This is a genomic window from Leptothrix sp. (in: b-proteobacteria), assembly GCF_965250675.1.
In the GTDB taxonomy this organism is placed as follows: Bacteria; Pseudomonadota; Gammaproteobacteria; order Burkholderiales; family Burkholderiaceae_C; genus Sphaerotilus.
On sequence record NZ_CBDFPH010000011.1, the window covers coordinates 150151 to 166534 of the forward strand.

Sequence of the window (16384 nt, forward strand, 5' to 3'; positions counted from 1 at the left end):
TGAGCGTCGATCACAGATCGACGCTCTCCTGTTGGCCGGTATCCGGGCTGACGAACGAACCCTTGTGACCTTCCCAGCGTCGCAGGGACGCCAGTGGTTTGAGCACAAAAGCAGAGTGTGTTGCCACGCTCGTTCGCTTACCGTTGCGGGGGCAGCGCAGGTTGGGTGTCGCCCGTGGGGTTCGACCTTCCTGCTTCCCGTTTAACCGTGCCGGCGTGAACACCGGCACGAGCACCAACGGCGTGCATTCTAAACAGTGCTGCACTGCGCCATTTCCTGCAGTGGGCGCCCATACAATGGTTTGAACCCGGGGGAGACCCCTCCACCACGCCTCTGATTGCCGCGCAATGTCCACCATTGAAGACCTCGCCGAACGGGTAGAACGACTGCTTCTGCGCCATGAAGAACTCAAGCGCACCAACGCGCTGCTGGAACAGCAGGTGGCCACGATTGCCGCCGAGCGCGACAACCTGCGCTCCCGCCTGGCGGCGGCGCGCAACCGCATCGACGCGCTGATCGAGCGCCTGCCGGCGCACGACGCCGATGAATCCTCGACCCAGGGCGGCGCGGCATGAAGCAACTCGAAGTCACCATCATGGGCCAGAGCTACGTACTCGGCTGCCCGGACGGCCACGAGACCGAACTGCTCGAAGCGGTAGGCAACGTCGACCGCGAGATGTGCAACATCCGCGACGCCGGCAAGGTCAAGTCGCGTGAGCGCATGGCTGTGCTGGCCGCGCTGAACCTGGCCTACACACTGGCCGGCAGCCACCCGGAGACCCGGCCCACCCATGCCGTGACCGTCGCCACGGGCGAGCTGTCACCGCCGGCGCAGCCCGCCTACGGCTTCGATGTCGATGCGCTGGTGCAGCGGCTGGATGCGGCCCTCGGCGACGAAGGCCATCCGGTCTGACCGGCCCGGTCGGCGCGGCGGCTGTGCTTAGAATCTGCGCTGTCCGCTGCGTTCGCGAAGGTTTTAATTTCCTGAACCGATGCTCATATGAGCCTGGGCTTGGAATATTGCCTAGCTGGTGTGATCGTCTCGCGTCAGATGAACCCGAAGCCAGGCTGACCTCGCCCACCTGAATCCCCTGGGTTCAGGAATGCGGCCTTCGGCTCGCGGCGGACACCCCATCCCCCTCTCGCCTGCCTCACTCCCCTGCCCATGAGCCTGGACCCGGCACTGATTGCTGAACTTCTGTTGCTGGGCTGCTGCACCGGTTTTCTGGCCGGGCTGCTGGGCATTGGCGGCGGCATGCTGATGGTGCCGTTCCTGACGCTGCTGCTCGGCCAGCGCGGCGTGGACACCGCACTCGCCGTCAAGATGGCGATCGCCACGTCGATGGCGACCATCCTGTTCACCTCGATTTCCAGCGTGCGCGCCCACCACCGCCGTGGCGCCGTGCGCTGGGACGTCGTGCGGCGGCTCGGCCCCGGCATCGTGCTGGGTGGTTTGCTGGGTGGTGCGGGCGTGTTCTCGGTGCTCAAGGGCAGCACGCTGGCGTTGGTGTTCGCGGTCTTCGTCAGCTTCTCGGCCACGCAGATGCTCATCAACCGCAAGCCGGCCCCCAGCCGTCAGATGCCCGGTGCGGCCGGCAGCCTGGGGGCGGGCGGCGCCATCGGCTTCATCTCGGGCCTGGTGGGCGCGGGCGGTGGCTTCATCTCGGTGCCCTTCATGGCGTGGTGCAACGTGGCCATGCATCAGGCGGTGGCCACGTCGGCCGCGTTGGGGTTTCCGATCGCACTGGCCAACACGGTGGGCTATCTGATCGGTGGTCGCAGCGTGACCAGCGGACTGCCAGGTGCGGTGGGCTATCTGTGGCTGCCGGCGCTGGTCGTGATCGCCTGCGCCAGCGTGCTGACGGCGCCGCTGGGCGCCAGGACCGCGCACGCCATGAACGTGGCGCAACTCAAGCGCGTGTTTGCGCTGGTGCTCTACGGGCTGGCCGCGTACATGCTAACCAAGGCGATCAGCTTCTGATCCCGACCCAGGCCGGATCTCAATTCGCGTTGAGCGACTGCGGCTCAGGCAGGCGGATCCTGGCCAGCGCGACCTGATTGCCACCGCGCGCCCGCGCATCGGTCAGCGCGCTGGAAGCCGCGGTGCTGAGCGCATCCAGGCTCTGTGCGGTGTGCGGAAAGCTCGCGATGCCCGCCGAGATCTCGAAGTGCACCGGCTTGCCGTCCTGCACCACGATCTGCGTCGCGCAGGCGCGGCGCAGCTGCTCGACCCGCGCGTGCGCCGTCGCCAGCCCCACGCCCGAGAACAGGATCGCGAACCGGTCGTCGCCCAGTTGTGCCAGCACGTCCATGGCGCGGGTGTTGCGGCGCATCAGTTCGCCGATCGACTCGACCACGCGCTGCAGGGCCGCCGGGCCAGCGGTGTCGCACAGCGCCTCGGGCGCGTCGATGGCCAGCAGCACGAGCGCGAATTCACGCTCCTCACGCTGCGACAGCGCCACCTCGCGGCGCAGGTGCTCGTCAAAGTGCTCGCGCCGGAACAGCTCCGACGGCCGGTCCATGCCCTGCGCGTGCTCGCGCCGCAGTGCCTCGAGGGCGGTCTGCTGGCGCTCGATCTGCGCCAGGCTTTGCTGCCACTGCTCGGTCTGGCGCCGGGCAGCGCCGGCATCGCGCCAGACGTTCAGGATGCAGGGTGATGCACCCTCTTGCGCCGCCGGCAGCACGGCACGCCAGGCCGCAAATTCATGCCGCTGGGTGGCGCGCTCGAAACGGTGGTCATCGACCACGCTGTCCAGGCCCGAGGCCAGCGCACGCTGGTCGGCAGCACGCAGCGCGGTGGCGTCTGCCGGCGGCAGCAGGTCCAGATCGGTGCGGCCGGACAGCCGTTCTGCATCCACCCCCAACCACGCCAGCATCGGCGCGTTGGCCCACAGGTAGCGGCCCGTGCCGGCATCCTTGAGCGACAACAGAACATCGTCGCGCTGCAGCACGGTCAGCAGGCTCCGCGTCAGGGCGGGCAAGGAGACGAAGGCGCTCAGGTCAGACATCGCAGGCATCGGGAGCAGCGGCGGGGCAGCGCCGGTTCTGGACAGGACGGCCTGCATGATACGCAGAGACCCGGCGCCCGGGCTTGATGCCGATCAGGCCGCTTTCCGCCATCGCTCAAGCCATCAGCGTCTGCAGGCTGTGCTCGTATTCGTCGGTCAGGCGCTCGAACAGATCCAGCAAGGCCTCGCTGCTGGCACCCAGCTGGCGCCGGCCTTCGGGCGTGTCCATCGCGGTGCAGGCCTGCAGCAGATCGCCCCAGACCGCGCGCGCCTGTGTCAGGTGCTCGGTGATGGCCTGGGTGCGCAGCGGCAGCGCTTCCAGCTGCGCCAGCGCCTGCTCGAACTCGTCGCGGCAGAGCGTGACGTCCTCGGCGCGCGCCATGCGCCGCTCCAGCAGCAGCTGCTGCTTGACCAGGCGCTGCGACAGCATGCGCTGGCGCCCGGCCAGGTTGATGACGCGCAGTGGCGCATCCAGCGCGGCAGCCTCCAGCACCTGGGTGAGTGCGTCGGCGCGCTGCAGCAACTGCTCGGCCCAGTGCTCGATGCGCTCCAGCCGCGCCTCGGTCAAGGCCGCCACCGGCTCGCGCAGCGCGTCGCCCAGCGACTGCCAGGCCTGCGCGGCGGCCTCGATCAGGTCGCCATAAGTGGGCGCCGACAGGTTGCGGCGCAGCAGCGCCAGGTTCTCGGCGATGCGGGTGCTGGTCTGCACCATCAGCGCGGCGGCGGCGGCCGGCTCGGTGCCGGCGTCTAGCAGCAGGTCGAGCTTGACCAGCCGCTGCGACAGCATGCGCAGCTGGCCGGCACGGTTGATGGCCTCGGCGTCGCGCGCAGCGTGGATGATCTGGCGCGACAGGTCGCCCACCCGGCGGCGCATGCGCTGCGAGGCGCCGCGCAGGGTGCGGAAGGCGTCGTCCTCGCTCATGCTGCCGCCGCGCATCAGCAGGCCCTTGGCGCGGTCGACCAGCTTGCGTTCCTCGAAGCGCGACTGCAGCTCTTCCCGCTCCAGCTGCTGCGCCGTCTCCTGCCGGCAGCGCAGCTGCGCCTGGTGCACCACCGCGCGCAGCCGGTGCCGGCCGTAGCCCTGCACCTCCCACGCGTGGACGCCCTGTTTCAGGGCCTGCTCGATCAGGTCGACGTCCGGGTCGTTGGTGAACACCACCACCGGCGTGGGCGCAGCCAGCCGCAGCGCAGAGAGCTGGGCGAAGAAGCGGGCATCGGGCTGATCGAGCCAGGCGATGACCACATCTGGTGCATGGCGCAGCACATCACGCACCAGATCGCGGCATGGCGTCTGCGCCAGCGGGCGCAGACCGACCGCATCGAGGTCTTCGCGCAGCGAGGCGGGAATCACCTCGTCGTCACTGAGAAGCAGGGCTGAAATCATGTCGGATCAGAGATTGGTAATTCACCATTATCGACAGCGCACAAGCACGTCGCGGGCCATTGCATGCACCCTGGCACGTCGATTGCTGCAATCACGGCAGATGCGACGCTGCATCCTGGCCCTTGCGCCCCGTTCAAGCTGATCTCGCACGGCCCGGCTCCCGCCGCTGCCCACTCCCCACCACCCACTGTCCCAGGCAAAGCGCCCATCGCCGATGCGCGCCTGCCGGGCTGTCTGCATTGCCCACCATGGCCGACTACAAGACCTTCCTCAAGTCAGGACACTGGCCCACGCTGGCTGCGTCCTTCCTGTACTTCGACTTCTGCTTCGCGATCTGGGTGCTCAACGGCGCCATGGGCCCGTTCATCAGCGAGACCTACGGCCTCGACGCGGCGCAGAAGGGTTTCATGATCTCGGTGCCCATCCTGGCCGGCGCGCTGATGCGCTTCCCGCTGGGCGTGCTGTCGCAGTACATCGGGCGCAAGAACGCCGCCATGGTCGAGATGTCGCTGATCGTCGCGGCCCTGGCCGGCGGCTATTTCTTCGTCAACAGCTATGACGGCGTGCTGGCCATGGGCGTGCTGCTGGGCATTGCCGGCGCGAGTTTCGGCGTGGCGCTGTCGCTGGGTTCGGGCTGGTATCCGCCCAAGTACAAGGGCCTGGCGATGGGCATTGCCGGCGCGGGCAATTCCGGCACCGTGCTGGCGGTGCTGTTCGCGCCGCCGCTGGCGGTCAAGTTCGGCTGGCAGGCCGTCTACGGCCTGGCCGCCTTCACCATGCTGCTGCCGATGGCGGTCATGTGGTTTGCCGCCAAGGAGCCGCCTGACACCGAGCACCAGAGCCTGCGCGAGCACACCGCCTGCCTGTTTGAGAAAGACGGCTGGGTCTTCAGCCTGATCTACGTCATCACCTTCGGCGGCTTCATCGGCCTGGCGAGCTTTCTGCCGACCTACTTCTACGACCAGTTCAAGGTCACCAAGGTCGAGGCCGGCCAGCTCACCATGCTGGCCACGCTGATGGGTTCGGCCGTGCGCGTGGTGGGCGGCTACATCTCCGACCGCATCGGCGGCATCAACACCCTCAGCGGCGTGCTGGTGGTGGTGGCGATCACGCTGGTGGCCTGCGGCATGGCGGGTCAGTCGATCGCGGTGACCACGCTGCTGTTCATGTTCTGCTTTGCCGCGCTCGGCGCCGGCAACGGCGCGCTGTTCCAGCTGGTGCCACTGCGCTGGCCGCTCACCACGGCGGTGGCGGGCTCGATGATCGGTGAGGTCGGCGCGCTCGGCGGCGGCTTCCTGCCCAACGCCATGGGCCTGTCCAAGCAGCACGCCGGCACCTACCTGTGGGGCTTCGTGGCGTTTGCCGTGCTGGCCGTGGTGATGCTGGTGATGCTGCGCCGCGTGCAGATCCGCTGGACCCGCACCTGGGCCGAAAAGGGCGGCCGCGCCCGCAGCGTGCCGACCACGGTCGGCAGCTGAAGGAAAACTTCAACGCGGCAAAAACAGCACCCAGAAAATCAGCAGCAGGTTGAACAGCACCGACACGGCGCAGCCCAGCTGCCACAGCCGCAGCGGGTCACGCAGCGCCAGCGGCGTGGCGGGCGGCGCAGCCAGCGGGCGGGCAGCGCCGCGCTCCAGCGCCAGCAGCAGTTCCTCGGCGGTCTCGAAGCGCTGACGCGCATCGCGCGCCACCGCCTTGAGCAGCAGGTGGTCGAGCCAGATCGGCACGTCCGGGCGCAGCCGTGACGGCGCGGCGGGATCGCGCCGGAAGCGGGCGGTCTGGTAGGGCTCGATCTCGCCATAGGGCAGCCGCCCGGTCAGCCACTGGTAGAGCGTCACGCCCAGCGCGTACAGGTCGCTGCGCGCGTCGACCGGCTGCGGCGGGTCGCCCCACTGCTCGGGGTTCATGTAGCTGGGCGTGCCGGCGTGCAGGCTGCGCTGGCTGGCCGGTTCACGGCCTGAGACCGCCACGCCCAGATCCAGGATGCGCCAGCGCCCGTCTTCGCCCCGGTGCAGGTTGCCAGGCTTGATGTCGCGGTGCACCACGCCCGCCCGGTGCAGCCGGCCCAGCGCGCGCGCCAGCGTGATGCCGGCGCGCACCACCTCGGCCATCGGCACGGGGGACTGGGGGTCGGCGGCGTGCATCAGTTGCTCCAGCGTGCTGCCGCTGTGCCAGTCGAACACGCTGTAGAAGGCGGTGGCCGACTTGATTTCATGCACGCGAACGAAGCCGACGTCATCGGCCTGAGTGGCGCCGGCACCCGCCCGCTCGGTCAGGCGCAGGCCCAGCCAGGCTTCGTGGGCGAGCATGGCGCGCTCCTCGGCATCGCTGGCGCGGCTCTCGTGCAGGGTCTTGATGGCGACCAGCTTGCGCGTGACCGTGTCGCGCGCCTGGTAGAGGCGGTGCACGCCGGTGTCGGCCACCAGCGCGGTGATGGCGTAGCCATCCAGCACCTCGCCGACCTTGAGCCTGGGCGGCGTGGGCAGCTGGCGCCCGGCGCGCAGGATGTCCTCATAGCGCCCCGCCGCCAGCCCGCGCACGCGCAGGACCAGGGCGGTGCAGTTGTCATGGCTGCCCGCTGCCAGTGCAGCCTGCACCAAAGCGGTGCTGGCTTGCGCCGCCGTGCCGGCCAGCGCCAGCGCCTGCAGTTGCGCGCGGCGCAGCACGCCGTGCACGCCGTCGCAGGTCAGCACCAGGGTGTCGCCCACCATCAGCTCGCCCTGCTGGTAGTCGATGCGCAGGGCGTCTTCCAGCCCCACCGCCCGGGTGAGACCGCCGCTGAAGTCGCGCTGCTCGACGCTGTGGTCCTGCGTCAGCTGGCTGATCTCGCCGCCGCGCAGCAGCCAGGCGCGCGTGTCGCCCACATGCGCCACGGTATAGCTGTGGCCGCGCAGCACCAGCGCGGTGAGCGTGGTCAACGCCGAAACCGGGCTGGCAGACTTATTGCTAATGCTTTCATGCCGCCGGTTCTGGGCGGCCAGCCAGGCATTCTGGGCACTGATGATGCGGTCGAGGGCGACCGTGGTGTCCCAGGTGGCCGGAGCGCTGAAGTAGTCCTGCACCAGCGTCATCACGGTGGTTTGGGCGGCGACGCTGCCGCCCCCCCCTGAAGACACTCCATCGGCGATGGCGGCAATCCAGCCCATCGCCTCATCCTGGGGAGCTGGTCGTTGCACAGCAACGAAGTCTTCGTTGCTCTCGCGCTCGCCGCGTTCACTGGCGTGGCCGATCTCGATATCAAAACTCATGGCGCGCGATTGTGCGGGCGCCGTCAGATTCCACTCATTTGTTTTGCTGCAAAGCCCCTGGAGGTCTCCCCATGAAGAAGATGAAGCTCGTGATGGTCGGCAACGGCATGGCCGGCGTGCGCACGCTCGAAGAGCTGCTCAAGATCGCCCCCGACCTCTACGACATCACTGTCTTTGGCGCCGAGCCGCATCCCAACTACAACCGCATCCTGCTGTCGCCGGTGCTGGCGGGTGAGCAGACGCTCGACGAGATCATCCTCAACCCGGTGAGCTGGTACGAGGAAAACAACATTCACCTGCACCTGGGCAAGAAGGTCATCAAGGTCGACCGCACCAAGCGCATGGTCTACGCCGAGGACGCCCACGGCCAGATCACCATGGCCGAGTACGACCGCCTGCTGATCGCCACCGGCTCCAACCCCTTCATCCTGCCGGTGCCGGGCCACAAGCTCGAAGGCGTGATCGCCTACCGCGACATCGCCGACACCAACACGATGATCGAGACCGCCAAGACCCACCAGCACGCGGTGGTGATCGGCGGCGGCCTGCTCGGCCTGGAAGCGGCCAACGGCCTGATGCTGCGCGGCATGCAGGTCACGGTGGTGCACATCGGCGACTGGCTGATGGAGCGCCAGCTCGACGACGTCGCCGGCGGCCTGCTGCGCCAATCGCTGGAAGAGCGCGGCCTGAAGTTCGAGCTGGGTGCGCAGACCGCCGCGCTGATCGGCGACAAGGAAGCCGGCCTCGCGGGCCGCGTGCTGGCCGTCAAGTTCAAGGACGGCCGCGAGATCCCCGCCGACCTGGTCGTGATGGCCGCCGGCATCCGCCCCAACACCGACCTGGCCAAGGCCATGGGCCTGCTGTGTGCGCATGACGGCCGCGGCGGCATCGTCGTGTCCGACACCATGCAGACCACCACCGATGCGCGCATCTACTCGGTGGGCGAATGCGCCAGCCACCGCGGCATCGCCTACGGCCTGGTCGCGCCGCTGTTCGAGCAGGGCAAGGTCTGCGCCACGCACTTGGCAGAGTTCGGCATCGGCCGCTACGTCGGCAGCCAGACCAGCACCAAGCTCAAGGTCACGGGCATCGACCTGTTCAGCGCCGGCAACTTCACCGGCGGCGACGGGTTCGAGGAAATCGTGCTGTCCGACCCGCAGGGCGGCGTCTACAAGAAGCTCGTCATCAAGGACGACAAGCTGGTCGGCGCCTGCCTGTACGGCGACACCGTCGACGGCAGCTGGTACTTCAAGCTGCTGCGCGAAGGCCGCAAGGTGCACGACATCCGCGACAAGCTGATGTTCGGCGAGTCGAACATCGGCGACGTCGGCCACGAAGGCCACAACAAGGCCTCGGCCATGGCCGACAACGACGAGGTCTGCGGCTGCAACGGCGTCAACAAGGGCGCCATCTGCAAGGCCATCAAGGACAAGGGCCTGTTCACGCTCGATGAGGTGCGCAAGCACACCAAGGCCAGCGCGTCGTGCGGCTCCTGCACCGGCCTGGTCGAGCAGCTGCTGATGTTCACCGCCGGCGGCGACTACAGCGCCACGCCCAAGATGAAGGCCATGTGCGGCTGCACCGAACTCGGCCACCAGGCCGTGCGCGACGGCATCCGCGAGCAGAAGCTGCTCAACGCCGTCGACGCCCGCGCGGCGCTCGGCTGGAAGACGCCCGACGGCTGCGCCAGCTGCCGCCCGGCCATGAACTACTACCTCATCAGCACCTGGCCGAAAGAGGCGCAGGACGACCCGCAAAGCCGTTTCATCAACGAGCGCAGCCACGCCAACATCCAGAAGGACGGCACCTACTCGGTGATTCCGCGCATGTGGGGCGGTGAAACCACCGCCGCCGACCTGCGCCGCATCGCCGACGTGGCCGACAAGTACGCCGTGCCGACCGTCAAGGTCACCGGCGGCCAGCGCATCGACCTGCTGGGCGTCAAGAAAGAAGACCTCAAGGGCGTCTGGGCCGATCTGGGCATGCCCTCGGGCTTCGCCTACGGCAAGTCGCTGCGCACGGTGAAGACCTGCGTCGGCAGCGACTGGTGCCGCTTCGGCACCCAGGACAGCACGCAGATGGGCAAGGACCTGGAACGCGCGCTGTGGGCGATGTACTCGCCGCACAAGGTCAAGCTGGCCGTCAGCGGCTGCCCGCGCAACTGCGCCGAGGCCGGCATCAAGGACGTCGGCATCATCGGCGTCGACTCCGGCTGGGAGATGTACGTCGGCGGCAACGGCGGCATCAAGACCGAGGTGGCGCAGTTCTTCGTCAAGGTAAAAACCGCCCCCGAAGTGCTGGAATTCGCCGGCGCCTTCCTGCAGCTCTACCGCGAAGAAGGCTGGTACCTGGAGCGCACGGTGCACTACATCCACCGCGTCGGCCTCGACTACGTCAAGGACAAGATCATCAACAACGCCGAGCTGCGCAAGCAACTGTGGGAGCGCCTGCAGTTCGCCCTCGACGGCGCCGCCGACCCGTGGCTGGAGTCGCTGGACGCCAGCGTCGACGTGCGGCAGTTCGAGCCGGTGGCCGTCGCCTCGGTCTGATCGCACCGGCCCGACTCCCTGAACAATCTACCGAAAGAAATCCCATGAGCGACTGGAAATTGATCTGCCGGGTCGAAGACATCCCCGTGCTGGGCGCGCGCCGCGTCAACCGCCCCGGCTCGACCGAGGTGGCGGTGTTCCGCAACAGCGAGGACAAGGTCTTCGCGCTGCTCGACCGCTGCCCGCACAAGGGCGGCCCGCTGAGTCAGGGCATCGTCTTCGGCGAAAGCGTCGCCTGCCCGCTGCACAACTGGACCATCGGCCTGTCCGACGGCTGCGCCCGCCAGCCCGACGAAGGCTGCACGCCGCGCTTTGCCGTCAAGGTCGACGCCGGCCAGGTGTTCCTGGACGCGGACGAGCTGCAGAGCGTGGCCGTGGGCGAGCTGCCCACCTGCGCCTGACGCGCCTGAGACAACCGCCCGCCCTGCCCCGCCCCCCTTCCGAGCCTGAGCGCCACGATGACTGAAACCAAGTCCACCTGTCCTTATTGCGGCGTCGGCTGCGGCGTGGTCATCGAGAGCGATGGCGCGCAGATCACCGGAGTGCGGGGCGATCCGGACCATCCCGCCAACTTCGGCCGCCTCTGCACCAAGGGCAGCACGCTGCACCTGACCGCCAGCGCCGCCGTGACGCAAGCCACCCGGCTGCTGCAGCCACTGCAGCGCCTGGTGCGCAACGCGGCGCCGCAGCCCATCGAGTGGCACAGCGCGCTCGACCTGGCCGCCGACCGCTTCGCCCGTGTCATTGAACAGCACGGCCCGGACTCGGTCGGCTTCTACCTCTCCGGCCAGCTGCTGACCGAGGACTACTACGTCTTCAACAAGCTCGCCAAGGGCCTGATCGGCACCAACAACGTCGACACCAACTCGCGCCTGTGCATGAGCAGCGCGGTGGCCGGCTACAAGGCCACGCTCGGCGCCGACGCGCCGCCGTGCAGCTACGAAGACCTCCACCACGCCGACACGGTGTTCATCACCGGCAGCAACACCGCCTGGGCGCACCCGATCCTGTTCCGCCGCCTGGAAGACGCCAAGCGCGCCAAGCCCGACCAGCGCTGGATCGTGGTCGACGTGCGCCGCACCGAAACCGCGGCCCTGGCCGACCTGTTCCTGCAGATCCAGCCCGGCACCGACGTGGCGCTCTACCACGGCATGTTGCACGTCATGCTGTGGGACGGCCTGACCGACGGCCGCTACATCGCCGCCCACACCACCGGCTTCGAGGCCCTGCGCGACGCCGTGCGCGCCTGGACACCCAAGGAAGCCGCACGCGTCTGCGGCATCCAGGAAGAGGACCTGATCACCGCCGCGCGCTGGTTTGCGCAGAGCGACCGCCAAGGCGCGTCCACGCTGTCGCTCTACTGCCAGGGCCTGAACCAGAGCAGCGCCGGCACCGACAAGAACGCCGCGCTGATCAACCTGCACCTGGCCACCGGCCAGATCGGCAAAGCCGGCGCCGGGCCGTTCTCGCTCACGGGCCAGCCCAATGCGATGGGCGGGCGCGAGGTCGGCGGGCTGGCGAACCTGCTCACGGCGCACCGCGATTTGGCAAATCCAGCGCACCGCGCCGAAGTCGCCGCGCTGTGGGGCGTGGCTGACGTACCCGCCACGCCGGGCAAGAGCGCGGTCGAGATGTTCCAGGCCGCCGCCGACGGCGAGATCAAGGCGCTGTGGATCGCCTGCACCAACCCGGCGCAATCGCTGCCCGACCAGGCCACCGTGCGCCGCGCGCTCGAACGCTGTGAATTCGTCGTCGTGCAAGAAGCCTTCTCCACTACCGCCACCGCCGCCTACGCCGACCTGCTGCTGCCCGCCACCACCTGGGGCGAGAAGATCGGCAGCGTCACCAACTCCGAGCGCCGCATCAGCCTCGTGCGCCCCGCCGTCAGCGCGCCCGGCAGCACCCGGCACGACTGGGCGATGGCGGTCGACTTTGCGCAGCGCCTGGAGGCCCGTTTGCCCGCGCGCCTCAACGGCCAGCCGACGCTGTTCCCGTATGCGCTCGACGACAGCGGCGCCGAGGCGATCTGGAACGAACACCGCGAAAGCACGCGCGGCCGCGACCTCGACATCACCGGCCTGAGCTGGACCATGCTCAATGAAGCCGGCCCGCAGCAATGGCCGCTGCCCACCGGCGCGGCCAGCGGCAGGGCGCGCCTGTACGAGGACGGCCAGTTCCCGACCGCCGACGGCCGCGCCCGCTTTGTCGCCATGGCCTTCCGCCCGGTGGCCGAGCCACGCGATGCGCGCTACCCGTTTGCGCTCACCACCGGCCGGCTGCGCGACCAGTGGCACGGCATGAGCCGCACCGGCACGCTCGGGCGGCTGTTCGGCCACATCGCCGAGCCCAGCATCGAACTGCATCCCACCGACATCGCCCGCCGCGGCCTGAAGGACGGCGAGCTGGTCGAGGTGCGCTCGCGCCGTGGCAGCGTCGTGCTGCCGGTGCAGAGCAGCACCGACGTCGCGCCCACGCAGGCCTCCATCCCGATGCACTGGGGTGAAGAGGTGCTGGGCGGCGTCGATGCCCAGGGCGCGCGCCGCCTGGGCGTCAACGGCCTGACGCTGCCGACGTTCTGCCCGACATCGAAGCAACCTGAACTCAAGCACTGCGCCGTGCGCATCGAACCCGCCGCGCTGCCCTGGCGCATGCTCGGCCTGACGTGGCTGCCGCAGGAACAGGCGCTCAAGGCCCGCGAAGGCCTGCGCGCGCTGATGGGCGAATTCGGCCACGCGCTGGTGCTGCCCTTCGGCCGTGAACCGCACGAATTGGGCATGGGCGGCCTGCTGTGGCGCGCCGCCGCGCCGGCGGCGCTGGGCGATGAGCTGGTGCAGCAGATCGAGTCGTTGCTCGGCCTCGACAACCCGCACACCCTGCACTACCACGACCGCCAGCGGGGCCAGCACCGCAGCATCCTGCTGGAGAACGAGCGCGGCAACCGCATCCTGCGCGGCGTGCTGCTGGCCGGCGACACCCGTGCCGAAGCCTGGATCAAGACCCTGCTGCAGGACGAGCTGCCCGCCCAGGACTACGGCCGCGCCCTGCTCGCCGGCAGCGCCACGCCGCCGGTGGCGGTAGCCAGTCGCGGCAAGCAGGTCTGCACCTGCTTCAACGTCACCGAGCCGCAGATCCACGCCACACTGGCCCGCTGCACCGGCTCAACCGATGAGCGACTGGCGCAATTGCAGGGCGAGCTGAAGTGCGGCACCAATTGCGGGTCGTGTTTGCCGGTGTTGCGCGGGATGGCAAAGGTGGCGGTGGCGGTGGCGGCGCAGGCGGTTTGAGGGCAAATCCCCCTCGGTCCCCCTTCACCCACCCAACCCCGCCACCAGCGCATCAATCAACACCCGGCACTTGGGCACCGTGTAACGGTTGGGCGGAAACAGCAGGTAGGCGTGGCCCTGGTAGTTGCCCTGGAACTGCCAGTCCGGCAGCACGGGCACCAGCGCACCGCCCTGCAGCGCGTCACGCGCGATGAAATCCGGCAGGCAGGCCACGCCCAGATCGGCCAGCGCGCCATCGAGCCGCACCTCGCTGTGATTGGCGACGTAGCGGCCCTGCACCAGCACCTCAGCCACCTCATCGCCGCGCCGCAAGCGCCAGCGGTTGTCGCGCTCCAGCTCGCCCAGCGACAGGCAGCTGTGCACCAGCAGATCCTGCGGATGCGTGATCGGCGCGGCCTGCGCCAGGTAGCGCGGCGTGGCACACAACACATGCTCGACCGGGCACAGCGCCCGTGCCGCCAGGCCCAGCGGCGGCGTCTGCGTCAGGCGCACGACCAGGTCGACGCCCTCGCGGATCGGGTCGATGTCGCGGTCGGTGACGATCAGTTGCACATCGACCTCTGGGTAGCACCGCAGAAAATCCAGCAGCAGCGGATGCAGCACCCGGCGCGCAAACGCCTTGGGTGCGCTCAGGCGCACGCGGCCACGCGGCGCCAGCGTGTGCTGCTGCGCCACCTGCAAGGTGGCCTGGGCGGCGGCAACCAGTTCGGTGCCATGCGCGAAGGCTTCCACGCCCGGCTCAGTCAGCCGCAGCTGCCGGGTGGTCCGCTGCAGCAGCTGCACGCCCAGCACCTTTTCCAGCCGCGTGATCTGCCGGCTGACGGCCGAAGGCGTCAGCCCCAGCTGCCGCGCCGCCGCTGAAAAGCTGCCCTGCTCGGCCACGCGCACGAAGGTCACCATCTCGGGCAGCACCTTCAAGAAGTCATTCGTTCCCACAGCGCAAAGATCCTGTTCCGTTGGACGGGCTGGTCGGGCATGGCGCTTCTGCGAAGAATGCGACGCCAAGTCACCTGCCCCATTCCCATGAATTCTAGAAACCCGGCTCTCACCCACTCCAGCCACCCCACCGCCTTCGGCCCGGCCGAGCTGATGCTGCTGATGGTCGCGGCCATCTGGGGCAGCAGCTACGCCCTCACCAAGCAGGCCACCCAGCAGTTGCCGGTGCTGGACTTCCTGGCGCTGCGCTTCGGCCTGACCTTTCTGGTGCTGCTGCCGGCACTCAAGCCACTGCTCGATGGTCAGGCACGCGCCGGCTTGAGCGTCGGCGGCCTGCTCGGCGCCAACCTCCTGGCGATCTTTCTGTGCGAGACCTTCGGCGTGTCGCTGACCTCCGCCGCCAACGCCGCTTTCCTGATCAGCCTGTGCGTGGTGCTGACGCCGCTGGCCGAATGGTGGCTGCTGGGCCAGCGCCCGGCGGCGGCACTGTGGTGGGCGGCTGGCGCCTCGCTGCTGGGCGTGGCCTTGCTCGCAGCGCCAGCCGCCAGTGATGTCGCACTCAACGGCGGCGACGCGCTGATGCTGCTGGCCGCCGTCCTGCGCGCCGTGCTGGTCTGCCTGACGCAGAAACTCGCGGGCCGCCACCGCCTGCCCGCCCTCACGCTGACCGCCGTGCAGACCGGCGTGATGGCACTCGGCGCGCTGGCGCTCTCGCTGTCGGTGCACGGGCTGCACCGGCCCGACTGGCCCACGCAGCCCGGCTTCTGGCTGAGCATCGGCTTTCTGGTGCTGTTCTGCACCGTGTTCGCCTTCTACGCCCAAAACCACGCCGCCCGCCGCACCACGCCCACCCGCGTGGCGCTGCTGACCGGCAGCGAACCGGCCTTCGGTGCGCTGGTGGCCGTGCTCGGCCTCGGTGAAAGCCTGAGCGCCTGGGGCTGGGCCGGCGGCGGCTTGATCGTGGTGGCCACGGGGGTGGTGGCCTTGCGGCGTTCCATGTGACCGTGTCGCGACGCGACAAACGCCGACAATCTGCCCATGACCATCGCCCCCTACCTCAAGACCATCGGCCGCGGCAAGGACGGCGCCCGGCCGCTCAACCGTGAACAGGCTTTCGACCTGATGTCGCGCATCCTCGAAGGCCGCGTCAGCGACCTCGAACTGGGCGGCTTTGCGCTGGCCATGCGCATCAAGGGCGAGTCGGCCGAGGAACTGGCCGCGTTTGTCGATGCGGCCCTGGCACACACGCTGCCGATCGCCGCACCGCCCTCACCGGCCGTGCTGCTGCCCAGCTACAACGGCGCGCGCAAGCTGCCCAACTTCACGCCACTGCTGGCGCTGCTGCTGGCGCGGCGCGGCGTGGCGGTGCTGGTGCATGGGCCGTTGACGGATGCAGGCCGCGTCACCAGCGCCGAGATCTTCACCGCCCTCGGCCTGCCGCCGCTGGCCGATGCCGCCGCGCTGCAGGCGCGCTGGGCAGCGGGCGAGCCGGGCTTCATGGCACTGGACGTGCTCAACCGCCCGCTGGCGCAACTGCTGGCGCTGCGCCAGGTGCTGGGCCTGCGCAACAGCGGCCACACCATCGCCAAGCTGCTGCCGGCTGTGCCGGACGCGTGGCGGGTGGTCAACCACACGCATCCGGAATACGCCATCAGCCTGTCGCAATACCTGCAGGACAGCCACGCCAACGCCGTGCTGATGCGCGGCACCGAGGGCGAGCCGGTGGCCGACGCCCGCCGCCAGCCCCGGCTGGACGTGTACCGCAGCGGCGTCAAGGACGAGGCGTTGAGCCTTGCGCCGCAGGACGGCGTGCTGCTGGAATTGCCGGTGCTGCCGGCCGCGATGGATGCAGAGAGCACCGCCGCGCACATTCGTGCCGTGCTGGCGGGAGCGGTGGCCGTGCCCAAGCCGATTGCGCAGCAGGTGGAGTTGCTGTGCGGCTTGGCGGGCCGTGGGGTGAGCATCGACCGCTGAG

General features: G+C 69.1%; 13 protein-coding genes, 1 other RNA gene and 1 riboswitch. Of the genes, 10 read left to right on the forward strand and 4 right to left on the reverse strand.

From position 1 onward, the window contains the following. Positions 1-15 precede the first annotated feature (15 nt). A riboswitch (cobalamin riboswitch) is annotated at positions 16-254 on the reverse strand. 93 nt (positions 255-347) lie between these two features. From AC5IG3_RS15070 to AC5IG3_RS15085, 4 genes are all read left to right on the forward strand, one after another. After that, positions 348-575 (forward strand): coiled-coil domain-containing protein, encoded by a 228-nt coding sequence (locus AC5IG3_RS15070; RefSeq protein WP_491907115.1) that lies wholly within the window; start codon positions 348-350, stop codon positions 573-575. Next, positions 572-913, forward strand: coding sequence for a cell division protein ZapA (locus tag AC5IG3_RS15075; protein ID WP_491907116.1), 342 nt, complete (start codon positions 572-574; stop codon positions 911-913). Before AC5IG3_RS15070 ends, AC5IG3_RS15075 begins: the two co-directional genes overlap by 4 nt. Before the next feature lie 37 nt (positions 914-950). Next, a non-coding RNA gene (gene ssrS / locus AC5IG3_RS15080) (6S RNA) lies at positions 951-1133 on the forward strand. A 32-nt stretch (positions 1134-1165) separates the two neighbouring features. Further along, positions 1166-1981 (forward strand): sulfite exporter TauE/SafE family protein, encoded by an 816-nt coding sequence (locus tag AC5IG3_RS15085; protein WP_491907117.1) that lies wholly within the window; start codon positions 1166-1168, stop codon positions 1979-1981. Between the two features lie 19 nt (positions 1982-2000). Here the strand turns inward: AC5IG3_RS15085 and AC5IG3_RS15090 are convergent, their stop codons facing one another. Together AC5IG3_RS15090 and AC5IG3_RS15095 are read right to left on the reverse strand one after the other, a co-directional pair. After that, positions 2001-3017: a GGDEF domain-containing protein gene (locus AC5IG3_RS15090; RefSeq protein WP_491907118.1), complete on the reverse strand. Its 1017-nt coding sequence runs from the start codon at positions 3015-3017 to the stop codon at positions 2001-2003. A gap of 106 nt (positions 3018-3123) precedes the next feature. Next, positions 3124-4392 (reverse strand): type IV pili methyl-accepting chemotaxis transducer N-terminal domain-containing protein, encoded by a 1269-nt coding sequence (locus AC5IG3_RS15095; RefSeq protein ID WP_491907119.1) that lies wholly within the window; start codon positions 4390-4392, stop codon positions 3124-3126. Between the two features lie 248 nt (positions 4393-4640). On the opposite strand from AC5IG3_RS15095, the gene AC5IG3_RS15100 reads away from it, so the two are divergent. Next, positions 4641-5870, forward strand: coding sequence for an MFS transporter (locus AC5IG3_RS15100; protein ID WP_491907120.1), 1230 nt, complete (start codon positions 4641-4643; stop codon positions 5868-5870). Positions 5871-5879: 9 nt separating this feature from the next. Here the strand turns inward: AC5IG3_RS15100 and AC5IG3_RS15105 are convergent, their stop codons facing one another. Beyond that, the gene (locus AC5IG3_RS15105) at positions 5880-7640 is read right to left on the reverse strand and encodes a bifunctional protein-serine/threonine kinase/phosphatase (protein ID WP_491907121.1); all 1761 of its coding nucleotides are present in this window, start codon (positions 7638-7640) and stop codon (positions 5880-5882) included. Positions 7641-7711: 71 nt separating this feature from the next. On the opposite strand from AC5IG3_RS15105, the gene nirB reads away from it, so the two are divergent. The 3 genes from nirB to AC5IG3_RS15120 are packed head-to-tail and all read left to right on the forward strand — an operon-like array spanning position 7712 to position 13473. Beyond that, positions 7712-10189, forward strand: coding sequence for a nitrite reductase large subunit NirB (gene nirB, locus AC5IG3_RS15110; protein ID WP_491907122.1), 2478 nt, complete (start codon positions 7712-7714; stop codon positions 10187-10189). Between the two features lie 44 nt (positions 10190-10233). Continuing rightward, a complete protein-coding gene (gene nirD / locus AC5IG3_RS15115; protein WP_491907123.1) occupies positions 10234-10590 on the forward strand; it encodes a nitrite reductase small subunit NirD in 357 nt (118 codons plus the stop codon). A gap of 57 nt (positions 10591-10647) precedes the next feature. Further along, entirely contained in the window at positions 10648-13473 is a 2826-nt protein-coding gene (locus tag AC5IG3_RS15120; RefSeq protein ID WP_491907124.1) for a nitrate reductase, read from the forward strand. Between the two features lie 24 nt (positions 13474-13497). Here the strand turns inward: AC5IG3_RS15120 and AC5IG3_RS15125 are convergent, their stop codons facing one another. After that, a complete protein-coding gene (locus tag AC5IG3_RS15125) occupies positions 13498-14409 on the reverse strand; it encodes a LysR family transcriptional regulator (RefSeq protein WP_491907125.1) in 912 nt (303 codons plus the stop codon). 87 nt (positions 14410-14496) lie between these two features. Between AC5IG3_RS15125 and AC5IG3_RS15130 the strand changes: the two genes are divergently transcribed. Both AC5IG3_RS15130 and ybiB read left to right on the forward strand, forming a co-directional pair. Next, positions 14497-15411, forward strand: a complete 915-nt coding sequence (locus AC5IG3_RS15130) for a DMT family transporter (protein WP_491907126.1) — start codon at positions 14497-14499, stop codon at positions 15409-15411. Positions 15412-15447: 36 nt separating this feature from the next. Beyond that, positions 15448-16383, forward strand: a complete 936-nt coding sequence (ybiB, locus tag AC5IG3_RS15135) for a DNA-binding protein YbiB (RefSeq protein ID WP_491907127.1) — start codon at positions 15448-15450, stop codon at positions 16381-16383. The last annotated feature ends 1 nt before the right edge of the window (position 16384 follow it).

Coding starts and splice junctions, on each gene's coding strand:
- AC5IG3_RS15090 (WP_491907118.1), bottom strand. CDS start 3,017: ATGCCTGCGATGTCTGACCTGAGCGCCTTCGTCTCCTTGCCCGCCCTG.
- AC5IG3_RS15095 (WP_491907119.1), bottom strand. CDS start 4,392: ATGATTTCAGCCCTGCTTCTCAGTGACGACGAGGTGATTCCCGCCTCG.
- AC5IG3_RS15130 (WP_491907126.1), top strand. CDS start 14,497: ATGAATTCTAGAAACCCGGCTCTCACCCACTCCAGCCACCCCACCGCC.
- AC5IG3_RS15085 (WP_491907117.1), top strand. CDS start 1,166: ATGAGCCTGGACCCGGCACTGATTGCTGAACTTCTGTTGCTGGGCTGC.
- AC5IG3_RS15100 (WP_491907120.1), top strand. CDS start 4,641: ATGGCCGACTACAAGACCTTCCTCAAGTCAGGACACTGGCCCACGCTG.
- AC5IG3_RS15070 (WP_491907115.1), top strand. CDS start 348: ATGTCCACCATTGAAGACCTCGCCGAACGGGTAGAACGACTGCTTCTG.
- AC5IG3_RS15105 (WP_491907121.1), bottom strand. CDS start 7,640: ATGAGTTTTGATATCGAGATCGGCCACGCCAGTGAACGCGGCGAGCGC.
- nirB (WP_491907122.1), top strand. CDS start 7,712: ATGAAGAAGATGAAGCTCGTGATGGTCGGCAACGGCATGGCCGGCGTG.
- nirD (WP_491907123.1), top strand. CDS start 10,234: ATGAGCGACTGGAAATTGATCTGCCGGGTCGAAGACATCCCCGTGCTG.
- AC5IG3_RS15075 (WP_491907116.1), top strand. CDS start 572: ATGAAGCAACTCGAAGTCACCATCATGGGCCAGAGCTACGTACTCGGC.
- ybiB (WP_491907127.1), top strand. CDS start 15,448: ATGACCATCGCCCCCTACCTCAAGACCATCGGCCGCGGCAAGGACGGC.
- AC5IG3_RS15120 (WP_491907124.1), top strand. CDS start 10,648: ATGACTGAAACCAAGTCCACCTGTCCTTATTGCGGCGTCGGCTGCGGC.